Annotated in this window: 24 protein-coding genes and 1 pseudogene; 18 read left to right on the top strand and 7 right to left on the bottom strand. The window is 63.5% G+C overall.

Going from position 1 to position 21,772, the window contains the following annotated elements:
* The first annotated feature begins 2 nt into the window (after positions 1–2).
* Positions 3–170, top strand: a complete 168-nt coding sequence (locus CQ020_RS24780; RefSeq protein ID WP_374956263.1) for an FG-GAP repeat domain-containing protein — start codon at positions 3–5, stop codon at positions 168–170.
* A 34-nt stretch (positions 171–204) separates the two neighbouring features.
* Here CQ020_RS24780 and CQ020_RS15695 read toward each other — a convergent pair whose 3' ends face one another.
* The 3 genes from CQ020_RS15695 to CQ020_RS15685 are packed head-to-tail and all read right to left on the bottom strand — an operon-like array spanning position 205 to position 2,844.
* On the bottom strand, positions 205–1,014 hold the full coding sequence (locus CQ020_RS15695; protein ID WP_105692685.1) for an MBL fold metallo-hydrolase: 810 nt from the start codon (positions 1,012–1,014) through the stop codon (positions 205–207).
* A gap of 14 nt (positions 1,015–1,028) precedes the next feature.
* Positions 1,029–1,457: a VOC family protein gene (locus CQ020_RS15690; RefSeq protein WP_024819206.1), complete on the bottom strand. Its 429-nt coding sequence runs from the start codon at positions 1,455–1,457 to the stop codon at positions 1,029–1,031.
* Positions 1,458–1,497: 40 nt separating this feature from the next.
* A complete protein-coding gene (locus CQ020_RS15685; RefSeq protein WP_105692684.1) occupies positions 1,498–2,844 on the bottom strand; it encodes a DUF445 domain-containing protein in 1,347 nt (448 codons plus the stop codon).
* Positions 2,845–2,894: 50 nt separating this feature from the next.
* Between CQ020_RS15685 and CQ020_RS15680 the strand changes: the two genes are divergently transcribed.
* The 4 genes from CQ020_RS15680 to CQ020_RS15665 all read left to right on the top strand — a co-directional run bounded on the left by CQ020_RS15680 (position 2,895) and on the right by CQ020_RS15665 (position 5,378).
* Positions 2,895–3,782, top strand: coding sequence for a glycerophosphodiester phosphodiesterase family protein (locus tag CQ020_RS15680; RefSeq protein WP_105692683.1), 888 nt, complete (start codon positions 2,895–2,897; stop codon positions 3,780–3,782).
* 98 nt (positions 3,783–3,880) lie between these two features.
* Complete coding sequence (locus tag CQ020_RS15675; RefSeq protein ID WP_105692682.1) at positions 3,881–4,315, top strand: hypothetical protein; 435 nt, start codon at positions 3,881–3,883, stop codon at positions 4,313–4,315.
* Positions 4,312–5,070 (top strand): AzlC family ABC transporter permease, encoded by a 759-nt coding sequence (locus tag CQ020_RS15670; protein ID WP_105692681.1) that lies wholly within the window; start codon positions 4,312–4,314, stop codon positions 5,068–5,070. The genes CQ020_RS15675 and CQ020_RS15670 overlap by 4 nt, the downstream gene beginning before the upstream one ends.
* Positions 5,067–5,378, top strand: coding sequence for an AzlD domain-containing protein (locus CQ020_RS15665; RefSeq protein WP_105692680.1), 312 nt, complete (start codon positions 5,067–5,069; stop codon positions 5,376–5,378). Before CQ020_RS15670 ends, CQ020_RS15665 begins: the two co-directional genes overlap by 4 nt.
* Before the next feature lie 43 nt (positions 5,379–5,421).
* Here CQ020_RS15665 and CQ020_RS15660 read toward each other — a convergent pair whose 3' ends face one another.
* Entirely contained in the window at positions 5,422–5,961 is a 540-nt protein-coding gene (locus CQ020_RS15660) for a DUF5684 domain-containing protein (RefSeq protein WP_181151903.1), read from the bottom strand.
* Positions 5,962–6,067: 106 nt separating this feature from the next.
* On the bottom strand, positions 6,068–6,697 hold the full coding sequence (locus CQ020_RS15655; protein WP_105692679.1) for a TetR/AcrR family transcriptional regulator: 630 nt from the start codon (positions 6,695–6,697) through the stop codon (positions 6,068–6,070).
* A gap of 92 nt (positions 6,698–6,789) precedes the next feature.
* On the opposite strand from CQ020_RS15655, the gene CQ020_RS15650 reads away from it, so the two are divergent.
* The 7 genes and pseudogenes from CQ020_RS15650 (at position 6,790) to CQ020_RS15620 (ending at position 12,267) form a co-directional block, all read left to right on the top strand.
* The gene (locus tag CQ020_RS15650) at positions 6,790–7,122 is read left to right on the top strand and encodes a thiamine-binding protein (RefSeq protein ID WP_024819214.1); all 333 of its coding nucleotides are present in this window, start codon (positions 6,790–6,792) and stop codon (positions 7,120–7,122) included.
* A gap of 40 nt (positions 7,123–7,162) precedes the next feature.
* Positions 7,163–7,834: an O-methyltransferase gene (locus CQ020_RS15645; RefSeq protein ID WP_105692678.1), complete on the top strand. Its 672-nt coding sequence runs from the start codon at positions 7,163–7,165 to the stop codon at positions 7,832–7,834.
* Between the two features lie 45 nt (positions 7,835–7,879).
* Positions 7,880–8,242: pseudogene (locus CQ020_RS15640) on the top strand (GNAT family N-acetyltransferase); the annotation flags it as partial.
* Between the two features lie 242 nt (positions 8,243–8,484).
* Complete coding sequence (locus CQ020_RS24330; protein ID WP_105692676.1) at positions 8,485–8,826, top strand: BatC protein; 342 nt, start codon at positions 8,485–8,487, stop codon at positions 8,824–8,826.
* A gap of 2 nt (positions 8,827–8,828) precedes the next feature.
* Positions 8,829–10,034 carry a cupin domain-containing protein gene (locus CQ020_RS15630; protein WP_181151901.1) on the top strand — a complete coding sequence of 402 codons (1,206 nt, stop codon included), beginning with the start codon at positions 8,829–8,831 and terminating at the stop codon, positions 10,032–10,034.
* Positions 10,035–10,152: 118 nt separating this feature from the next.
* A complete protein-coding gene (locus tag CQ020_RS15625; protein WP_181151908.1) occupies positions 10,153–11,013 on the top strand; it encodes a sucrase ferredoxin in 861 nt (286 codons plus the stop codon).
* A gap of 321 nt (positions 11,014–11,334) precedes the next feature.
* Positions 11,335–12,267 (top strand): spermidine synthase, encoded by a 933-nt coding sequence (locus tag CQ020_RS15620; protein ID WP_374956262.1) that lies wholly within the window; start codon positions 11,335–11,337, stop codon positions 12,265–12,267.
* Here the strand turns inward: CQ020_RS15620 and CQ020_RS15615 are convergent.
* Positions 12,250–14,034, bottom strand: a complete 1,785-nt coding sequence (locus CQ020_RS15615; RefSeq protein WP_105692674.1) for an ABC transporter ATP-binding protein — start codon at positions 14,032–14,034, stop codon at positions 12,250–12,252. The genes CQ020_RS15620 and CQ020_RS15615 overlap by 18 nt on opposite strands.
* Positions 14,031–15,797 (bottom strand): ABC transporter ATP-binding protein, encoded by a 1,767-nt coding sequence (locus tag CQ020_RS15610; RefSeq protein WP_258141913.1) that lies wholly within the window; start codon positions 15,795–15,797, stop codon positions 14,031–14,033. Before CQ020_RS15610 ends, CQ020_RS15615 begins: the two co-directional genes overlap by 4 nt.
* Before the next feature lie 40 nt (positions 15,798–15,837).
* Between CQ020_RS15610 and CQ020_RS15605 the strand changes: the two genes are divergently transcribed.
* The 6 genes from CQ020_RS15605 (at position 15,838) to CQ020_RS15580 (ending at position 21,711) form a co-directional block, all read left to right on the top strand.
* Positions 15,838–16,680, top strand: a complete 843-nt coding sequence (locus CQ020_RS15605; RefSeq protein ID WP_258141912.1) for an AraC family transcriptional regulator — start codon at positions 15,838–15,840, stop codon at positions 16,678–16,680.
* A gap of 135 nt (positions 16,681–16,815) precedes the next feature.
* Positions 16,816–17,787, top strand: coding sequence for an ABC transporter substrate-binding protein (locus CQ020_RS15600; RefSeq protein ID WP_258141911.1), 972 nt, complete (start codon positions 16,816–16,818; stop codon positions 17,785–17,787).
* Positions 17,784–18,665 (top strand): siderophore-interacting protein, encoded by an 882-nt coding sequence (locus CQ020_RS15595; RefSeq protein WP_105692672.1) that lies wholly within the window; start codon positions 17,784–17,786, stop codon positions 18,663–18,665. The genes CQ020_RS15600 and CQ020_RS15595 overlap by 4 nt, the downstream gene beginning before the upstream one ends.
* On the top strand, positions 18,666–19,775 hold the full coding sequence (locus CQ020_RS15590) for an iron chelate uptake ABC transporter family permease subunit (RefSeq protein WP_105692671.1): 1,110 nt from the start codon (positions 18,666–18,668) through the stop codon (positions 19,773–19,775).
* On the top strand, positions 19,772–20,860 hold the full coding sequence (locus CQ020_RS15585) for an iron chelate uptake ABC transporter family permease subunit (protein WP_105692670.1): 1,089 nt from the start codon (positions 19,772–19,774) through the stop codon (positions 20,858–20,860). The genes CQ020_RS15590 and CQ020_RS15585 overlap by 4 nt, the downstream gene beginning before the upstream one ends.
* Entirely contained in the window at positions 20,857–21,711 is an 855-nt protein-coding gene (locus tag CQ020_RS15580) for an ABC transporter ATP-binding protein (RefSeq protein ID WP_105692669.1), read from the top strand. Before CQ020_RS15585 ends, CQ020_RS15580 begins: the two co-directional genes overlap by 4 nt.
* Positions 21,712–21,772: the final 61 nt, after the last annotated feature.

The raw sequence follows: 21,772 nt of genomic DNA, 5'->3' as shown, positions 1-21,772 counted from the left end.
TGATGACGTCGATTACTGGTCCGGGTGATTTCAATGGTGATGGGCATTCTGATGTCCTTGCCCGTGACACCTCCGGGACTCTGTGGCTTTACCCGGGCAACGGTACTGGTGGTTGGCTTTCACGTGTTCAGGCCGGTCAGGGTTGGAATGCCATGACCGCAGTCCTCTGACCGGCAGTCCTCTGACCGGCAGCTTCCAGAAAACTCAGCTCTGCCCTCTCTCGGCCAGCCGCTGCAGTTGCCAGGAATGCACATCGGCCAACCAGGACAGGGGTGCCCCCGGGCCTACGCGCGGGTCCTGCGGATCACGGCCATCCTGCAGGGCCTGCACATATGCCCGATCCAAGGTGATGCGTTCCAGCAGCTGCTCAGTTCCACCCACCGAACCGTGTCCGGGGACCACAGCAACAACATCGCCGGCCACGGTTTCGAACTGCCGCAACGCTTCGAGGTAGTCAGTGAGCGGATCCGCTGCCTCCAGGTCGAGGAACGGCATCAGGGTGTCCGAAAGCATGTCACCGGCCACAAGGACGCCGCGTTCTTCGATCAAGAGCGCTGCATGGCCCGGAGCATGTGCTTGGTGTTCCAGAATGCGGACAGTGGGTCCATCCCAGGGAATCTCAGCAGCTTCGGAGGGTAAGCCGGTGATGAGCCCCAGCAGATCCATCGGAATCTCCCCGGCATACTCCGGCGGCAGCCCCTCAGCCACTTGCTCCTTCCAGTCCGCCTGGGACAAGACATCTTGGATGGATGCCACACAGCGGGCTGTGCCATACCGTGGCGGATCACCGAAGTCCGGGTGCCACAGCACATGATCCCAATCAGGGTGCGTGGAAAAGCCTGCCACCACCGGTTGGCCCAAACGGTGAAGGTCCTCTGCGATGCCAGCCATCTCGCTCACTGTGATGCCGGGATCGATCTGCAACACACCATCCCGGCCCTGCACCACTGTGCAGTTGCTCTGGATGAATTCGCTCTCGTGAACCAGAACGCCTTCAGCAACCTGCGTCAGCATGGCCGGGCCGTCCTTTAGAGCTTCTGCGCCAGCATGACCAGAATCCCGCTGGGACCGCGAAGATACGTCAGCTTGTATACGTCCTGATAGTTCGCCACACCACGCAGCGGGTGGCATCCGTGCTTGGCGGCGATCTCAAGGGCGTGGTCGATGTCGTCAACTGAGAAAGCGACGCGGTGCATGCCGATCTCGTTGGGAAGGGTGGGATCGGTCTCGATCGCGTCAGGGTGGAGGTATTCGAAGAGCTCAAGTTGCCCGTTTCCGTCCGGGGTTTGGAGCACCGCAATTTTTGCGTGGTTGCCGTCCAACCCAACGGCGGTGTCGGCCCACTCGCCGCTGACGGTGTCCCGGCCCAACACTGTGAGGCCGAGATCCGTGAAGAAGGCGATTGTTTCTTCAAGATCCCGAACCGCAATACCGACGTTCTCAAGTTTGATAGGCATGCGTCGAAGCTACCAAGGCAGACTGGATAGCTCCAGAGCCTTACCCAAACAGTAGATGCGCCACCGTGAAGATCGCCAAACCGGCCAGCGCGCCCACCACAGTTCCGTTGATGCGGATGTACTGGAGGTCCTTGCCCACCTGAAGCTCGATCTTTTGCGATGTTTCCTCGGCATCCCAGCGGGCCACGGTATCGGAGATGACGCCGGCAATGTCTGAACGGTACGTGTTCACCAGGTACCCGGCAGCATCGCCAATCCAGGTGTTGACCTTGCCAGCCAGTTCGTCGTCGTTGACCAGGCGATGACCAAAGTCGCGGACGGCGCTCTTGAAGCGCTGGCTCAGTTCGCTGTCGGGATCGTCGACGGCGTTGAGCAGCGCAGTCTTCACCGTTCCCCACGTGCGGGACGCCAGTTCGCGGACCTCGGGGTCGCCTAGGATCTGGGCTTTGATGGATTCGGCGCGCTCGATCATGGCGGGATCGTGCTGCAAGTCTTGGGCAAGATCTGCGAGGTAAGCGTCGATCGACTGCCGTACCTGGTGGTTCTGGTCCGCCTGCACAGCACGAACGAATTTGGACAGTTCCACGTAGACACGGTCACCGACCAAGCCGTCAACGAACGTGGGTACCCAGAGCGGTGAACGATCCGAGACGAGCCTGTTCACCGTTGAATGGTTGGCGTCCACCCAATCGGCCGCCCGGTCAACCAGGAGGTCCACCAAGGTGTGGTGGTGGCCGTCGGCGAAGATGCGCTCGGCCATCCGTCCCACGGGCGGTCCCCAGGGCGGGGTGAGCAGGTGCTTGCGGACCATGCCTTCGATCACCGACTGGACGTCGTCGTCGTTCAGTACTGTGAACGCGCCCCGGATCACCGCGCCGCCTTCCTTGGCTACGCGCTCTGCACCGCCAGGTGCTGACAACCAGGTGCCTGCCTTGCGGGCGATGTCGATGCTGGCCAACTTCTCCTGCACAACCTCTTGGGACAGGAAATTGCTCTCGACGAAGTCGCTGAGCGATTCACCGATCTGGTCCTTACGACGCGGAATGATGGCGGTGTGCGGGATTTTCAGTCCCATGGGGTACTTGAACAGTGCGGTGACAGCGAACCAGTCGGCCAGCGCACCCACCATGCCGCCTTCGGCCGCCGCACGGACGTATTCAAGCCACGGGTACTGCTTCTGGAACGCGAACGCCACCGTGAAGATCACCGCCATGGCGATCAGCAGAGCCAGGGCCAGCCGTTTCATGCGGAGCAACGCAGCGGCCTTCTCAAGGTCGCCAGCGGAAAGTTCGACGACGGCGGAACGGCCGCGTGCGGGGGCGGAACCTGCCGCCGGCGTTGGCGTGGTGAGGTCTTCGGCTGGGATTTGTTCAGAGTTCACCTGCATTAGCCCAGCGTAGCCCCCGGGCGTGCAGCGGGGTGGGCTAACGTGTCTGCATGACTAGCGACGACTTCGCCCCGAGCCGGCCCAAGGTCTACGCCCACCGCGGTGCCAGTGCCGCCTTTGCCGAGCACACCAGGGCCGCCTATCTGAAGGCCATTGCCGACGGCGCCGACGGTGTGGAGTGCGACGTCCACCTGACCCGGGACCAACATGTTGTGCTGCTGCACGACGCGAACCTGGACCGGACTTCCACAGGCACGGGCCCGGTTAGTGAACACACGCTGGAGCAGCTCCGCGCGCTGGATTTCTCGTCGTGGAAGGGTGCACGGATTCCGGACGTCTATGGGGGAGTGTCTGATCAGTTCCTGACGTTGCCGGAATTGCTGGATATCCTCCGCGCTGCAGGGCGTGACATTGGTTTGGCCATTGAACTCAAGCACCCCAGCCCGTACGGACTGAAACTGGAGGATCGTGTCCTTGCCCTGCTGGAGGAGGAAGGCTGGACGCCCGAGGAGTCCCGGCTGGAGAACATCCGGATCTCCTTTATGAGCTTTGATACGGACTCCGTTCAGCGCCTGTTGCAGAGCGTTCCCAAGGAATACATCTGCCAGTTGGTGGACGACTTCACCGTGAAAGAGATCCGGCAGGAGCTCGGCCTCGGTTTCCTGACGGGCGGCGCGGTGGCAAACGTCATGCGGGCAACCCAGCTCGAGGCCGAACGGGTCCTGGATGCAGGCGAAGTACATATTGCCGGTCCGGGAATTGAGTACATCCGGGAGCACGCGCGCAACGTTCAACGCTGGTTGGAGGCGGGACGGGTCTTCCGGGTGTGGACCGTTGACTCGGAGAAGGACGTGGCCTTGTGCCAGGGACTTGGCATCCATGAAATCACCACCAACAAACCAGCGCAGGTGCTAGCGCAGCTGATGGTGTCCAACTAGGTCGCAGTTGAGGCCGTTTTGAGCGGTCAGAACGGCATCTGCTGCTACTTAGTTGGGTCCGGCTTTGGGCGCCACCCTGCTTGTGATTGAGTGGTCTCATGTCTTTTCGCTGGTCAGCCCAAGCAACCCGAACCACCTCCGCAGTAGCTTTGAGCGCACTGCTCCTGGCCAGCGCCGCGAAGCACTTCCGCACACCCAAGTTCTACTACCCGGTGGTGCCGGATTATCTGTGCCGCAGGGATGAGCCCGGGAGCCGTCCCAACGGTCCCCTGGCAGTTATGTCCCGCGAGGAATGGATCGCTTCCTCGGGCCTGCTAGAGGTGACTGCCGCCGTCGGACTCCTGATACCTGCCACGCGCCGGGTGGCCGCAGACGCCACCACCGCCATGTTCACCGCATTCCTTGCCGGGCATATAGATGCACTTCGACGCGCCTACGGCCCGAAGGGAACAGCTGCCGAACGCCGCATCCACACTGTTCGTTTGCCTCTGCAGATTCCGCTCATCCTGTGGTCGTGGAGCCTGCGAAAATGAGCAGTAGTCCGGCTCCCATGAAACTCCGGGAGTCTCCGGCGTTCAAGGTGGCACTTTCCCTCAGTATCGCCACGGGACTTTACGGCGTGTCATTCGGAGCCTTGGCCGTGGCGTCGGGATTCGACTTCTGGCAGACGATGGTCCTGAGCCTCCTACTGTTCAGTGGAGGTTCCCAGTTCGCCTTCATCGGCGTCGTTGCCGGCGGTGGATCCGGGGTGGCGGCCATGACAGCCAGCGCGCTGCTGGGCCTCCGCAACGGCATTTACGGAATGCAGATCAACGCCATGCTCCGCCCCGGCGGGTGGAAGCGTTACGTTTCCGCGCACGTGACCATCGATGAGTCAACGGCGACGGCGTCCGGCCAGTCGGATCCCGACGAGCAACGACGCGGGTTCTGGACGGCCGGAATCGGCATATTCATCCTGTGGAATATCTTTACAGCTATTGGCGCGCTGGCCGGTGACGCCATGGGCGATCCCAAACAATGGGGCTTGGACGGTGCTGCCGTCGCAGCGTTCCTGGCTCTGCTGTGGCCACGGTTGAAGGGCCGCGAACCCTGGGCCATTGCCGCTGCCTGTGCACTTGCCACCATCCTGGCCGTGCCGTTTGTTCCGTCGGGTGTTCCCATTCTGGTGGCGGCAGTAGTGGCCGGCGTGATCGGCTGGTTCAGTCATGCGCGCATGGATGAAGGACTGGAACCGGACGTGGATCCCTACGCGGAGAAGCACCAGCGCGATCGCGGGGACAAGAAATGAACCTGTGGCTGTGGATCCTCATTGCCTGTGCGCTGGCGTATCTGACCAAGCTGGTGGGCTACTTCGTCCCGGCCAAGCTGCTGGAGAGCCCGCGGATCATGCACGTTGCCGGCACCATGACCATTGGCCTGCTGGCATCCCTGACAGTGGTGAATGCCGTGGCGTCAGGACAAGGCCTGGTCCTCGATGCCCGCATTGGCGCTTTGGTGGCTGCCGCCGTCGCGCTGTGGCTCCGTGCGCCGTTCCTCGTTGTGGTGATTTCAGGCGCAGCAGCCGCAGCATTGCTGCGGCTGCTGGGCTGGAGCTAATTACTGGAGCCAATTAACGTTCAGGGCTGGCTGCCGTTTGGGTTTAGCGATACTGCTGACCATCGGGCTGCTGGACCGGCGGCTGCTGCATCGGCGCCTGCGCGTAGCCCTGCGGGTTCGGCTGTGCGTAACCCTGCGGATACGGCTGCGCATAACCCTGCGGGTACGCCACGAATTGCTGTCCGGCTGCGGGTCCGAGGTAGCGCGCGGAGCCGTAGGAAAGCATGGGCACGAAAACCACCGGCAACAGGACCAGGCCAACTGTGTAGCCGGCGTCTTTTCCGAATGATTTGGCGAGGTCGTTCAAGGCCACGATGCTGAAGTAGATGCCTGCGAACGGGATGAAGAAGAGCAGGTACCAGTACCAGGGGCGGCCGGCGATTTCCAGGAGCTTGATTCCGTTGTAGATCGGCACGAAGGCACCCCATGCAGGCCGGCCGGCCTTGGTGAAGATTCCCATGTAGAGCACACCGACGATGGCGAAAATCACGGCGAAATAGATCACCATGAACAGCAGGCCGAGGCCGACCGCAAGCGCGGAGTCGGCTCCGCTGGAAGAGTATGAGCTCAAGGGAATATTCATACAACCAACCCTACGGTGGCCGTGGCGGGCCCGCTATGGGCAGGACTCACCATGGGCGGCCGAGGAGGCAGCCGAGGGGCAGCCAAGAGGGGCAGGGAGTTGGAGCTTAGACGGCCTCGGTAAAGGACATGCCAGGGATGCCCGACTGATCCGGGAGCGGCCGGGACGGGCGCTCCGTGCGGATGGCATCCTCGATCAGCGCCACAGGACGTTTCCAGGCTTCAGAGCCCGGTTCCATGGTGTCCACCGCGCCGATGAGCATGGCCACCAAGCGGACCATGTCCTCGATGGTGATATCGCGCCGCAGGGAGCCCTGCCCCTGGCCACGCTCAAGAAGGGTGGCCATGGAGCCGATCAGGCCACCGGTAATGCCTACGAGGAGTCCGCGTCGACCGGCGACGGCGTCCAAAAGGTTGGCATCGTCGCTGGCAACCTTCATGACGGCGTCGATGACGTTAATCAGGCCTTCCGAAGCGTCCATGCCTTCGAGGGCATTTTGGGCTACCGGGTCCACGTGCAACCGAAGCTGGCGTGACAGGGCAGCGAGGACCAATTGCTCTTTGTCCGAGAAGTTGCGGAACAGTGTTGCGGGGCCAACTCCAGCGGTGGCGGCGATGGTCTGAAGGGGTACTTCGGGGCCGTGTTCCCGGAAACACTGCCGGGCGGCGGTGATGATTTTGTCCACATTTCGTGCGGCGTCGGCCCTGAGGGGCTTGCGTTCAGAGGGCTGTTCCATGCTTGTCAGGGTAGCAACGGAGCGCCGCCGGTCCGTTGTTACGCGGGAGTACGTTCTTATATGACAAACCGGCACGTGAAACACTGGATTTCATGTTGCTTGCATTTTCAGTCGCCCCTTCGGGCCAGCCCGCTTCCGCCGCTAACGGGGGGCCAACCCCCGACGCTTCCGTGCACGACGCCGTTGCTGCAGCGGTCAAGATCGTCCGCGAGTCCGGATTGCCCAACCAGACGGACTCCATGTTCACCACTATCGAGGGCGAATGGGACGAGGTGTTCGACGTCGTAAAGCGCGCCACCGAGGCAGTTGGCCGTTACGGCAGCCGCGTCTCCCTGGTGATCAAGGCTGACATCCGCCCCGGGTACAGCGGCGAATTGACCGGCAAGGTTGAACGGCTCGAAGACGCCATTTCCGCCACGGACTAGATCCTTCCCCCAAAGTGCGGTGAGTGCCAGACTGGGGGCCATGATTGAACACGTTACCGAGCCTGGTTGGGTGGACGTAGAGCGTTACCTCACTGACGTCGTCGTCCATCCCGACCCTGCCCACAAGCGCGCCCTGACGTCCGCCGTCGAGGCCGGCATGCCGGCGATCGAAGTGGCCCCCAACGCCGGCAAGCTGCTCCGGATGCTCGTGCAGATGTCCGGTGCAAGGCGGGTGCTGGAGATCGGGACGCTGGCAGGTTTCAGCAGCATTTGGATGGCGCAGGGACTGCCCGACGACGGCAGGATAGTTACGTGCGAATTCCTCCAGAAGCACGCGGACGTCGCACGGGCCAACGTAGATGCCGCTGGCGTCGGCCACAAAGTGGATATCAGGGTAGGTGCTGCCCTGGACACTCTCCCAACGTTGGCAGGCCAGGATTCGTTCGACTTCGTTTTCATCGACGCCGATAAGGAAAATGACTCCAACTACCTGGACTGGGCCATCAGACTGGGGCATCCGGGAACGGTGATCGTGGTGGACAACGTCATCTGGGATGGTGCCATTCTGGAGCCCGGGCGGGACCAAGCGAACGCGCCGGGAATCGTGAAGGCATTGGAAATGATGGGCCAGGATCCGCGCCTGGATGCCACCGCCCTCCAGACCGTTGGTAGCAAGGGCTGGGACGGCTTCGCGATAGCGCGGGTGCGCTGAGTGGATTTCACGATTCGCCCGGCGACGGTTGACGATGCCGAGGCCATGGCACTCATGCACGTCCAGTCCTGGAAGGAGAGCTACGGGCGCCTGCTGCCCCTTGAGTTCTTCGAGAAACAGGAAGCGGCGCTTCCCAACCGCATCGAACGGTACCGGGAGTTCATCGCTGCAGGCCACACGCGGATGTTGGCCCATGACCCCGACGGGCAATTGGTGGGCCTTGGCGCCGCAGGTCCCGGACAAGATGACGACGGCCCCTGCGAGCGGGAGCTTTTCATGCTCTACACCTTGGAACGCATTCACGGCCGGGGTGTGGGGCAGGCGTTGGTGGAAGCGCTGATCGGCGACGGACCGGCGTACTTATGGGTGCTGGATGACAACCCACGCGCCGAGGCTTTTTACCGTCGCAACGGCTTTGTGCCGGACGGGAAACGCCAACTCTGCGACCCATCCTGGTACTCGCTGCCGGAACATCGGATGGTGCGTCCCGGCGTCCGGCCCTAGCCGCCTTCAAAATGCCCGCAAGCTGTTCCCACCGCTGACCCATATGGATATGGTGATCACGGGCGGTGCGGCTGAAAGATCGCCCGGGTTGAAATCGGGCGCCGAAATCGGGGCCTGAGTACGCCATTCGATTCTCGGGAGGAAGCATGTCTGATCCAGAGCAGGATCCAAACCAGCAGGAGGGCCCCGCGGACGGCGGTGCTGCAGGTGTCCCCGGCACTCACGACGGCGGTGCCGACGGTGGCGCTGATGGCGGTGCCGATGGTGGTGCGGAGGGCCCCGCGGACGGCGGTGCGGCTGGCGTCCCCGGCACTCACGACGGCGGTGCGGACGGTGGCGCTGATGGCGGTGCCGATAGTGGTGCGGAGGGCCCCGCGGACGGTGGCGCGGCTGGTGTCCCCGGCACTCACGACGGCGGTGCCGACGGTGGCGCTGATGGCGGTGCCGATGGTGGTGCGGACAGCGGCGCCGGACAACAGGGCGCCTAGGTTTGAGCTCAACCAGCACTGATTTCCAGGACCCCGGTGCTTTGAAGGGCGCCGGGGTCTTGGAAACACGCCTGATTGACATTGGCCGTGAGAGGTTCGCCAGCGAGGTTTGGGGGAAGACCGCGCTGCTAAGCCGTGGCGTCAGCGACTTCTCCGATGTGTTTTCCGCCGATGCGGTGGACGAGCTGATTTCACGCCGCGGACTGAGGACACCGTTCCTTCGCGTCGCCAAGGGCGGCTCCACTCTTCCGGAGTCTTCGTTCACCTCCCCGGCGGGCGTAGGCGCCACCATCTCTGATCAGCTCGACGACACCGCGCTGTGGCGCAAATTTGCCGACGGAGCCACCCTCGTCCTGCAGGCGCTTCATCGCACGTGGGACCCCGTGTTGAACTTCAGTACGCAGTTGAGCACCGAGCTGGGGCATCCGGTGCAGGCCAATGCTTACATCACCCCACCTCAGAACCGTGGTTTTGACGATCACTACGATGTCCACGACGTTTTTGTTCTGCAGATCGAGGGAACCAAGCGCTGGATCATCCACGAGCCGGTACATGTGGACCCGCTGCGTAGCCAGCCGTGGACCGATCGCCGTTCCGCCGTTGCCGAGGCTGCCCAAAGCCCGGCATACATCGACACTGTCCTCGAGCCCGGCGATGTCCTCTACCTTCCCCGCGGGTGGTTGCATGCTGCCCAGGCGCAAGGCAAAGTCTCGATTCACCTCACCCTGGGAGTCCACAGCTGGACTCGCCACGCGTTGGCCGAACACCTCGCACAGGCCGCGCTTGCAGCGCTGTGCGACGATCCGGAGATGCGCGGTTCCCTGCCGTTGGGCGTGGATGGACCCGAGGGGGAAATCGCGGCAGTGCGTGAACGCCTCGCTGCGGCCGTCCTCGAGGCTGACGCCTCCTCTCTCTTCCACCGCGCACGGAGAGGACAAGGACGCCCGGCCCCGCTTGGCCCGGTAGCCCAGCTCGCGGCTGTTCAGGACCTCGGACCCCAGACGCAGGTGAGGCTCCGGGATGCACTGGAAACACGACTCGAGGGATCACGCTTGACTACCCGGGTGGGTTGGCTTGACTTCCCTGAGGCAGATTTGCCGGCCGTGGAACGCCTGCTGGACGGAGGGGATCACCTGGCAATCGATCTGGGGATTCAACTGGTGGAAAGGCTGTTGCGCGCAGGAGTTCTTGTCCCCGCCGAGCAGTGATTGACGGAGCCGCAGTGATTGACGGAGCCGAGCAGTGATTGACAAAACAGTGACCTCCCCGGTGGCTGCAGCAAAGGGTTTCTTCTGCGCCAACAGCGCCCGCGTGCGCGGCGATTCGATGGCAGGCACGGCAGCACCCGGCCTCGTTTGGGTCCTCATTGAGCATCGGGGTGGGTGGCCTCCCCAGGGCTTCGACGGCCTTGATCTTGAGGCCGGGACCAAAGCCCTCGTATCCTCTGCTGCGCGGATGGCGGGTGCGCGGGTTCTCTTAGTACGGAAGCCGGGTCCCCGCCCGAGGCATGGTCCTAAGCGATGGGCCGTCTTGCGCTATCACAGCTCGGGGGCCTATCAGCAGCTGTGGGGATCGTGGGAACAGGATGGGGACCTTGCGGGGATTGTTTCAGCCCTGGCTTCTCCCGGAAACCCCGGTCTTCCGCCGGTCATCCTGATCTGCGCTCATGGCCGGCATGACCCCTGTTGCGCAGTGCGTGGCCGGCCCGTGGGCCGTGCGCTCAGCGAACTTTGGCCGGAGCTGGTGTGGGAGTGTTCCCATGTAGGCGGGGACAGGTTTGCAGCCAACGCAGTGGTGGCTCCGGACGGTGTGTACTACGGAGGTCTCGACGTCGAGTCGTCCGTTGCCACGATTAAGAGCCATCTTGCCGGGCGCATTTACGCAGGGTATTTGCGGGGATACACGGATCTCTCCCCACCACAACAAGCCGCCATCGCGGCCGTGCTCGGACGTTTCGGCCCTGCTGGGCGGCATGACTATCAGGTCACTGAAACCCTGCACGAGATCGCGGAAAACCTCGGCGATGGCGAGCGGTGGCGTATCCAGGTCACCGGCAGGCCGCCCCATCCGGAGCAAATCGAGGTGGAATTGCTGGCCCGCCGTTCACCTCCGTATCAGCTCACGTGCCTGGCGCCGTCGGAGGGCTCGGTGATGATCTACGAGCCGACGTCCATCCGAAGTGCCTGAAAGATACTGACGGCGGACGCGAGCTACCAGGCATCAGCGTGATTCCGGATTTTCGGGTTGATTCATCTCATGGAGCGATCCGTCCGGCGACGAGTCAAGGAGGCTCGGGGGCTTGGGCACACGTACCAGAAGGAGGCAGACGACCGTTAGCCAGGCGACTGCCACCGTCAACACCTCCACCCATACGGATGCTCCTAGTTCCATGTAGAGATCATATGGCTCTTGACGACCAAACGGTAAGTAGCCTTACCTTCGTTGTGTGAGTCGAGGATAGACGGTGCTCCACTAGGGTTGAGGCATGACTCAGGCAGGGCGGTAGTAGTGTCAAAACCTCGCAAATCCAGCAAGGCAAGCAGGTCCCGGGGCTCGACGGCGGGAGTCGTCGAGGTGCCTGCCGGCACCCGCATTGACGGTCCGGTGGCTGGCGTTTACTACATCGATACCGGCGACTGCGAGTTGATTCAGGACCAGGACAACTCCAACGGCTGGCTGCTGAAGATCAACGGCGTCATGAGCTCACATATTGACCTCGGGGACCCGTTGTTCCTCGATTTCGAGTACATGCGCTGGATCGCGGCACTGGTGGAATCCCGGTGGCCCCGGGAGCAGAAGCCTAAACTGCGTGCCCTGCACCTGGGCGGGGGAGCCTGCTCCATGGCACGGTACTTCCACGCCGCCTACCCGGAGGCCCGTCAGGTGGTGGTTGAGCTCGACGGGAAATTGGCCGATTATGTGCGCGGTTGGTTCGACCTCCCCAAAGCACCCCTGTTGCGGATCCGCGTGGGCGAAGCCCGGCAGGTTACCGAGTCCCTCACTCCGGACAGCCGGGACCTCATTATTCGGGATGTTTTCGCCGGAGCCTTCACGCCCCGCGCCCTGACCACGCGGGAGTTCACGGCCCATGCGGACTCGGTCCTCGCCCCCGATGGGCTGTACGTGGTCAACTCAGGCGACGCACCTGACCTCAAGAACGCGCGGGCCGATGCCGCCACCATCGCGGACACGTTCCAGCACACCATGATCATTGCCGATCCCGCCATGCTCAAGGGCCGGCGGTACGGCAACATGATCATGGCCGGCAGCCACGCACCATTCGGTGACGACCCCACCCTCGCCCGCAGGCTCCTGGGCGGAGGCGTCCCAGCGCACATTTGGGATGACGCCAAAGTGCGCGCGTTTGCCCAGGGAATCCCGGTACGGCATGATCCCCCAGCAGAGCCGCTGGGGGAGGACACATCAGCTTCGGCTGAGTGAGCTGTTCCACGCTTCCCACAAGTGGGCGTAGCGGCCGTCGGCTGCAAGCAGCTCCTGATGCGAACCCGATTCCACCACCCGTCCCTGCTCCATGACCACCACCGTGTCCGCCGAAGCTGCCTGAGACAACCGGTGGGCGATCACTACTGAGGTCCGTCCCGCCAACGCAGCTTCCGCCGCCTGATCCAGCATGGTGGCGGAACCCGTTCCCGCCTCTGCAGTGGCTTCGTCGAGGACGGCAATCGGCGGGTCTTTGAGCATCAGCCGAGCCAAGGCAAGCTGTTGTGCCTGCTCGGGAGTGAGCTGGTGGCCGCCGGCGCCTACGGAAGTCTCCAGTCCGTCGTCGAGCGCTACAACCCAACCAGCCCCAACAGCCTTGAGGACGCGCGCGAGTTCCTCCTCAGTAGCACCGGGCTTGGCGAGCCGGAGGTCCTCGGCGAGAGTGCCGGAAAAGACATGAACCTCCTGGCTGACCATCGCGATCCGTTCATGAAGGTCAGCGGGGGCGGCAGCGGCGGAGTCCAGCCCACCCACCCAGGCCTTGCCGCTGTGGGGGTGCTCCAATCCCATGATGACCTTGGCCAGGGTGGTCTTGCCGGCGCCGGATGTACCCACGATCGCCACCCTCTGGCCGGGGCGCACCTTCAGGGAGACGGCGTTCAGCGCACGGCCCTGGCCTGGGTAGGCGAATGTGACGTCGTCAAGGACGATTCCGGCGTCGGTTCCCGGGGTAGGGCCGGCAGGGGTAGTACCTCCCGGGGCTGACGCCGGGGCAGTGTCCGGTTTGGCGGACATGGTCAGCCCGAACATGCGGCCCAACCCTGCTGCGGCCTTCTGCAGTTCATCGAACTGACCCAGGACCAGCCCGATGGGATCAAACAGCCGGTAGAAGTACAACGCGGCAGCAGTTGCCGCGCCAATGGTCACGGTTCCCTCGGCGTGAAGCCAGAACCCCACCACCAGCACTGCGGACAGGCCGATGAGTTCGGCCAGGTTGAGGCGGTTGTAGAAGCGGGTCAGGTAATTGACACCCTTGAGCGCATGCCCGATGTTCTCCCGGGAGGCGGCCGCCACCAAGTCAGCGTGACGGGAGCCGAGTCCCAGGGCCAGCACGGAAGGTGAGCCGTGCACGGTCTCAATGATCTGTTCGGTCCGGTTGGCCTCGGTGATCCGGACGGTCCGGTAGATGGGTGCCGTTCGTTTGAGGAACCAGCGAAGAGTGAGCACCTGCAACGGTGCGGCGATGAGGACAGCCACGGCGAAGCGCCAGTCGATCACGCCCAAGCCCAACAACGTCACGGCAATGGTGAAGGCCGCGCTGGTGAACGCAGGCAGCACACCGGAAATGGCCTCGCTGACCGCCTCCACATCACCGGACACGCGGGCCACAACATCGCCGATGCCCGCCTTTTCCAGTTGATTCAGCGGCTTCCGGACGGCGGCGGCGAAGACTTCCTCGCGGAGCCCGGCCAAGGCTTCCTCGCAGATCCTTGCCAGGAGGTTCTGCCCCAGGATGCCCAGCAACGCGCCAAGTCCGCCGGCAACCAGCAAGCCGATGGCCAGCCACAGCAATGACATGACGTCGCCGCCGCTGGCAGCAATGTTGACCATGACGCCCAGGATGGCCGGCGCGGCCAGCCCGCAACAAGCCGCCGCCAGAAGGACGAACACCGTCAAGGCGAGCCTGCCAGGCCGCTGAGCCAGGAGGCGCCACATGGCCCTCCGGGTCTCGCGGGGCGTGGCAATCGGGAGGATCTCGGTGCTCAAGAGCCCACCACCTCGCGGTAGCCGGTGGACGTCGCCAGGAGTTCACGGTGGGTGCCGCTTTCAGATGCTGCGCCACCCCCGCCCATCACCACCCGATGGCAGACAGCCAGCAGTGTGGGACTTGTAGTCACCAGCACCAGAGCTTTGTCAGGGAAGTTCCGCAAGCCATCAGCAATCACGGCTTCGGTGGCAGTGTCGACGGCGGTGGTGGGGTCGTGCAGGACCAGAACCGGTTGCTTTTGGTGCAGTGAACGGCCCAACACCAGCCGCTGCCGCTGGCCGCCCGACAGGCTTTGACCGCCCCCGGCGAGCACAGTTTCGGTGCCTTCCGGCAGTTGCGAGACAAAGTCCCCGACGGCGGCCGCCGCCATGGCCCGTTCGTCCAGTGGAGTGTCGGCTACTGCCACGTTGTCGCGGACACTGCCGCGGAACAGCACGCCGTCGTGACTGTCTGCGAAGACCCTCGAACGGACGTGGACGGGATCCAGATCTGCGGCATCCTGGCCGTCGATGGACACCAGGCCTCGGGGTGCAGGCGTGCGGGAGCCGAGCGTGTCCACCAGGAGCCTCGCTTGTGTTCCGTCGGGAAGAACCACGCCCACGATTTCCCCGGCAGCGGCCGTGAAGGGCGGAAACGCAGAGTCGCCGGAGCCGGCGCGGAGTTCGAGGAGCGGGGCTGGTTCGCGCAATGGGTCGCTGGAAGCCGAGCCGGCAGTCGTCGTCGTGCGTTCTTCCGACTCAAGTGCTGGCACCGCGTCCGGTTCCGCGAGCAACACTGCTATGCGTGCGGCCGAGGCGCGTTTGCGTGCGAGTTCCACGCTGAGGAAACCAAGTGCGGCCATGGGCCCCTGGACGAATTGGGCCACGCCTACAACCGCCACCAGTTGTCCTACCGTAATGCTGCCTTGAACGGCGAACCAGGCTGCGAAGAAGGCAATCCCGGCCAGGAAGGCAGCGGAAAGGGCGGTGCTGGCGCCGTTGTAAGCGGATCTGGAGCGGACGGCCCGCAGGCCAGCCAACAGGGATGCCCGGCTCGCGGCTGTGTAGCGGGTCACGGCTGCCTCCTCGGCGCCGAGGCCTTTGAGAGGACGAGATCCTGTCACGAAGTCCGTAGCCAGCGCGCCGGCACGGGCCGCCGAGGACTGTTCCACATCGCTGCGGTCCTCCAACGGTTTAGTGAGGCGCTGCATCACCACCAGCATGACGGGCGTGGCCACCAGGACTGCGATGCCCAAAGGGACCGAAATCAACAGCAGCGTCACGGCTGAGGTGATGACGCCGGCCGCGGCTGCAAGGCCACCGCCGATGAGCCAGGCCAAGCCGGCAACCCTGTCTGCGTCGGAAGAGGTAATCGCAACGATTTCGCCGGGTGCCCGCCGGGCTGCCATCCCACGCGGGTGAAGAGTGCGCTCCACTGCCAACTGACGGAGATCGTGCGAACCGTACAGGAAGGAGCGGTTGGTGGCGAGGGTGCCGATACGCCAGGAAAGGGCGAGCACCACGAAGACCACAGCCAGGGCGCCAAGCCACCAGAGGAGGGCGCCGGCGTCGTGCGGTGAAATCGCTTTGTCAACGGCAGCGCCGATGGTGACCGGAACCAGCGCCTCGCTGACCTGATGCAAAATGAAGCCGGCGCAGCCCACCAGTAACAACTTCCAGCGGCCGTTGGCCAAAAGGGTGAAGGTGAAGAGACGGGAAGCCGTCCAGGGAGTTGGCTTGTTACGCCCGGGCGGGCAGGACGGAATGGCGGAACTGGAGGGCATGCTTACCATAGTAAGGCTCACCTAACTTCAAGAAGGCCAGATGACCCGCCAAGCTATATCGCAATCCGGACAGGCAGCCCTTCCTCCGGATGCCCTCGCCGAGGGCGAGACGTCGCAGCAGGTCTATGGCGTGTACACCGGATATTTCGAGTGCGCCACACCTGCCACCTGGACTGAACACGTCCACGAAACCCATGAGTTGCTGTGGGGTGCCCGTGGTGTGCTGACGGTGGAGGCCGATGGTGGTTTCTTTGCCGTACCGGCAACGCTGGGGCTGTGGATTCCTGCGGGCGTGGTGCATGCCGTGAAATCAACGCAGGGTACGGGGTTCTATTGCTCGCACATTGATGCGCAGGTGGCGCCGCAGTTGGCGAGCCGGACCGTGGCAGTCACGGTGCCCACCGCCGCACAGGAACTGTTGCGCCATATGAGCACCTTCGACATGGACGACTCCCTTCGGAAGGGTTCTGAACAGGTGGTGTTGGGTCTGCTTGATGTTGTGGATGCCCGGCCGATGCTGTTGCCAATGCCCACCGATCCGCGGCTGGAACTCATCGCCCGCGCACTCCTGGATGATCCGGCCCTGGACCGCTCATTGGAGGAATGGAGCGTCGAAGTGTCCATTAGCGTCCGCAACTTGTCCCGCCTGTTTCACAAGGAAACAGGCATGACGTTTGCCCAGTGGCGCATTCATGCCAGGGTGCGCGTTGCCTTGGGATTGCTGGCCGCCGGTTACCCGGTTTCCTCGGTCAGTAGAAGGGTGGGCTACAACAATCCCAGTGCCTTCGTCCAAGTGTTCCGAAAGGTGATGGGGCACACTCCGGGGTGGTACGTGTCCTCGCTTAAGGCCGGAAACCACCACTCTTTGGCCGGTTCCGAATAGAATCCATCGGTTTTCAATCGCTCAGCGTTGTTAGGGTAGGTATACCTAACTTCGGTAGTCGCTGATTGAGCCCAACATCGGGCCGCGGCCGCCAACGGGAGCTCTCCGTCTCCCCTGAGAATCAAGAGGACCGCAGTGATTTCACGCACTAAAACCTTGTCTGCCGCCGTTGCGGCCTTGGCATCCGCAGCTCTGCTTTTGAGCGGCTGCGCCAGCACAGGGGCTAGCGCCACCACCGATGCCAGCGCAAGCGCCAAATCGGAGACCCGCACGGTCACCAGCGAGGTCAAAGAGGTGAACATCCCTGCGGAACCGAAGAAGGCCCTGGGCATGTACACCACGGACCTGGACATGCTCATCACGCTCGGCATTCCGCTGGCCAGCCAGCAGCCTATCCGTGACAGCGGCTACTCGGGCTTCCCGTACTTCTTCGACCAAGACGCCCTCAAGGGCATCACGCCGTTCACCAACTACCCGGAATTCAACTTCGAGGCCATCCTCAAAGCACAGCCGGACGTCATCCTGAACGGCCTGGGCTACGAGAAGGAACTTGACGGCAAGCTCTCCGACATCGCCCCCACCTACACGTTCAACGGCTTCGATGGCAGCGATTGGCGCACCAAGTTCAAGACCGTAGCCGAGGCCTTCGGCAAGACCGAGCAGTACCAGGCCTGGATGGACAAGTACCAGGCCAAGGTTGATGACGTGAAGAAGCGTCTGGCCGCGGCAGGCAAGAGCAACCTGGTAATCGGCCCCGTGGACTACTACGAGGACCAGGTATCGGTCAGCTGCTATGGAACGCCGTGCCTGGTCATCAAGGATCTCGGTTTGAAGGTTTCCCCGCTGGCCGACGGCGAAGGCGTCAAACTCAGCGCCGAGCAGCTCGAACAGCTCAACGGCATCGACGCCATCATCACCACTGAGGTCCCCGAGAAGGATGGCGCCAACCCGGATGCCTTCGCTCCGCTGGCCAACAACAAGCTGTGGACCTCGCTGCCCTTCGTGGCCAACAAGCAGATCCACACCTACGACCTCGAAATGATCTACGGCTCGCCCAGCGGCCAGTACGCCCTGCTGGAGAAGTTCGAAAAGGCGCTCCTGTCATGATGAGCATCTACCGGGCTGAGGTCATCGCCACCCGCCTGCTGACGCCCGGAATGGTCCGGATCACCTTCGGCGGACCCGGCTTGTCCGACTTCGACACCACGGGCGTCGGCGATGAATACCTCCGCGTCTTCCTGCCCGATCCTGGCACGCATGAGGCACGGCTGCCCATCTCCACCGGCGACTCCTGGGACTGGTCCGACGGCGTCGAGCCGTCCGCCATGCGGACATACACAGTCCGCGGTGTGGACGCTGCGGCCGGGACCATCGACATTGACTTCGTAGTTCACGACGGCGGACTGGCAGCTTCCTGGGCGCAGCGCGCCCAGGTGGGCGACGTCGTCGGGCTTAACTCGCCCACTGGACTGTATGAGCCGCCGGCTGACCTGCAGTGGCAGATCCTGCTGGCGGATGCCACCGGGCTGCCGGCTGTGGCCCGGCTCGTGGAGCAGACGCCGCCAGGGGTTCGGACCCGGGTCCTGATCGAGGTTGAGGATGCATCGCACCAGCAGGCACTGGCCCGCGGGGCCGGAACCGAGGTCGCCTGGATTTACGGCGGGAACGGCCACAGCCAGTCCCGCCTGGACGAGGTCCTTCGATCGATGGAGTTGCCAGGCGGCGTGGGTTACATCTGGGTGGCCGGCGAAACCAAGGTGCTGCGCGGGATCCGCAAGTACCTCCGGCATGAAAAGAAGCTCACGCCCGAGTCCTACAAGCTGATTGGCTACTGGACGGACAAGAGCGAAGCTTGGGAAGAGCGCTGGGAAAACCTCGACGCCGAAACCCGCCGCTGGTTCGACGAGCTGTGGTCCAACGAGAAGCGGGATCGCGAGGAAATCGTGGACCTGCAGGACGCCAAGTTCGAATTGCTGGGCCTCTAAATGGCATCGGGAACCATGGCGCCGCGTTCTGTCGTAACTGACGCCTCAGCCGCTGAAGTGCAGGACGCGGCCCCGGCTTCTTCTGCTGGCGCGCGCCCTGCAGGCCTCGCCTCAGTGAACCGGTACCGCCTGCTGGGATTGCTCGCAGCAATAGGCGCGTTGGCCATGGTTCTCTGGTTGAGCCTGGTGGTGGGCTCCAAGGACATTGACCTGGCCGCTCTCTGGCCCGCCATCACGGCGTACGATGCCTCGCCGGAGCACGTGATCATCCACGATCTCCGCCTGCCCCGAACCGTCACCGGCGTGGTGGTAGGCGTTGCCCTGGGACTGTCCGGGGCGCTGATCCAAGCGTTGACACGCAACCCGTTGGCGGACCCTGGCATCCTGGGCGTCAACGCCGGTGCCGGGTTCTTCGTGGTCCTCGGCGTTGCGATCTTCGGAGTCACCAGCATCCACGAGTACATCTGGTTCTCGTTCGCCGGTGCCGTGGTGGCCACCGTGGCTGTGTACTTCATCGGCTCACGGGGGAGGGGCGGGACCACCCCGCTTCGCCTCACCCTCGCCGGGGTTGCCCTCGGGGCAGTCCTCGGCGGTATTTCCTCCGGAATCACGCTCCTACGCCCCGCTGTTTTCGACAGCATGCGCAGTTGGAGCGCCGGAACCCTCAGCAACCGCACGTGGGAGATCTTCACCACCGTGACACCGTTCATCCTTGTTGGAACGCTCATCGCCCTTGCCATGGCCCGGCCCCTGAACGCCGTGGCCATGGGCGAGGACACCGCCAAGTCGCTCGGGGCGGACATAGTGAGCACTCGTATCTGGACCATCGTCTCAGTGACCCTGCTCTGCGGCGCCGCCACCGCAGCTGCCGGCCCCATCGGCTTCGTGGGCCTCATGGTCCCGCACGTTGCCCGATGGATTGTTGGTCCGGACCAGCGCTGGATTCTGGCCTACACGCTGGTGCTCTCGCCAGTACTGCTTCTGGTGTCCGACATCGTGGGGCGCATTGTTCTCCGCCCCGGCGAAATGCAGGTAGGAATTATCACCGCATTCGTTGGCGCACCCGTCCTCATCTGGCTCATTCGACGCCGGAAAGTGAGCACCCTATGACTTCGGTTGACCAAGCGACATCCGTTGATCAGGCGCCCGCGATCGACTTCGGCCGGAGGACCTTCGCTGTCCGCCGATTTGGTGGTCGCATCTCACTCCGCGTCGACGTCCGCACCCTGGTTGTCACCGCCGTCCTCGTAGCCGCCGCACTGGCGCTCGCCGTCGTCGCCCTTGGCCTGGGTGAGTTCAGCGTTGCGGTACCGGACGTTGTTTCGGCACTGCTGGGCCAATCCAGCGGTGCCGTGCACATGGTGGTGGTGGAGTGGAGATTGCCCCGCGTCCTCCTGGCCCTGTTATTGGGGGCGGCCATGGGGGTCAGCGGGGCAATCTTCCAATCCCTGACCCGTAACGCGTTGGGAAGCCCGGACGTGATCGGCTTCAACACCGGTGCCTACACGGGCGCGCTGGTGGTCATCCTGCTGATGGGCGGCGGCTACTTTGCTGTTTCTGCCGGTGCCTTGGTGGGTGGGCTGGTGACGGCTGCCCTTGTGTACGTGTTCGCCTACAAAAAGGGCATTCAGGGGTTCCGGCTCATCATCGCCGGCATCGCCGTGAGTGCCATGTTGGCGTCGGTGAACACGTTCATGATCCTCAAGGCGTCCTTGGAGCAGGCTATGTCTGCTGCCGTCTGGGGCGCTGGTTCCCTGAACAAGATTGGCTGGGAGCAGGTGCTGCCGGTGGTGATCGTCTTTGCGGTGCTCCTGGTGGTGCTGGCCTTTTACGGCCGACGGTTGGGCCTTTTGGAAATGGGCGACGACGCCGCCCGGGCCTTGGGCGTTCGGCTGGAAGGCTCGCGGCTGGTCCTCGCAGTGGTGGGCGTGGCTTTGACCGCGATGGTCACCGCCGCGGCTGGTCCCATCGCCTTCGTTTCCTTGGCCGCCCCTCAACTGGCGCGCCGCCTGACCCGGTCCGCTTCCGTGGGAATGGTTCCCTCGGCTGCCATGGGCGCGTTCCTGCTGGTGGCCAGCGACATCGTGGCGCAAAACCTTTTCGCCCCCATCCAACTGCCCGTGGGCGTAGTGACCGTCAGTATCGGTGGCTGCTACCTCGTATGGCTCCTCGCCCGTGAGGTGAAGCGGCAATGACTGAAGAATTGAAGGAGATTGCTTTGACTGATGTGTTGGATGTTCCTGTTCCCGTTTCTGTTTCGGCGCCGGGTTCCGCGCGGCTCCACGCTGAGAATGTGAGCCTGGGGTACGCCGGCCGCACCGTGTCCCAGGCCCTTGACGTGCGCATTCCCGATGGCGAGTTCACGGTGATCGTGGGCCCGAATGCCTGCGGTAAGTCGACGCTGTTGCGTGCGCTGTCCCGGCTGCTTACGCCCGCGGCCGGCGCTGTCTTGTTGGATGGCAAGAGCATCTCCTCCTACGGTGCCAAGGAAGTGGCTCGCCGGCTCGGTTTGTTGCCCCAAACTTCCATAGCGCCCGATGGAATTACCGTGGCGGACCTCGTTGCCCGTGGGCGGTACCCGCACCAGAAGCTGTTGCGCCAATGGTCCGAGGCAGATGAGGCCGCCGTAGTTCAGGCCTTGGAAGCCACGAATGTTGACGGATTGTCCGGCCGATTGGTGGACGAGCTCTCCGGTGGGCAGCGGCAACGCGTGTGGGTGGCTATGGTGCTGGCGCAGCAAACCCCTTTATTGCTCTTGGATGAGCCCACCACATTCCTGGATATCGCGCACCAGATCGAGCTCCTGGAACTGTTCCGGCGGCTCAATAAAGAAGGAAACACCCTGGTGGCCGTGCTCCACGATCTGAACCACGCCTGCCGCTATGCCACGCACCTCATTGCCATGAAGGACGGAGCAGTGGTTGCGGAGGGCCGGCCCGCCGATGTGGTCACAGCTGAGTTGGTGGAGCACGTGTTTGGCCTGCCGTGCATTGTGATCGATGACCCCGTGAGCCACACGCCGCTGGTGATCCCGCTGGGGTCCTGATTCCCTCCCAGCCCTCCGCCGAGGTGGCAGTTAATGACGGTGTTTCCCGAAAACATTGTCA

The organism is Arthrobacter sp. MYb23 (assembly GCF_002979775.1).
Lineage (GTDB): Bacteria > Actinomycetota > Actinomycetes > Actinomycetales > Micrococcaceae > Arthrobacter.
The sequence above is the reverse complement of the archived record's forward strand: the minus strand, read 5'-3'. Positions and strand labels throughout refer to the sequence as shown.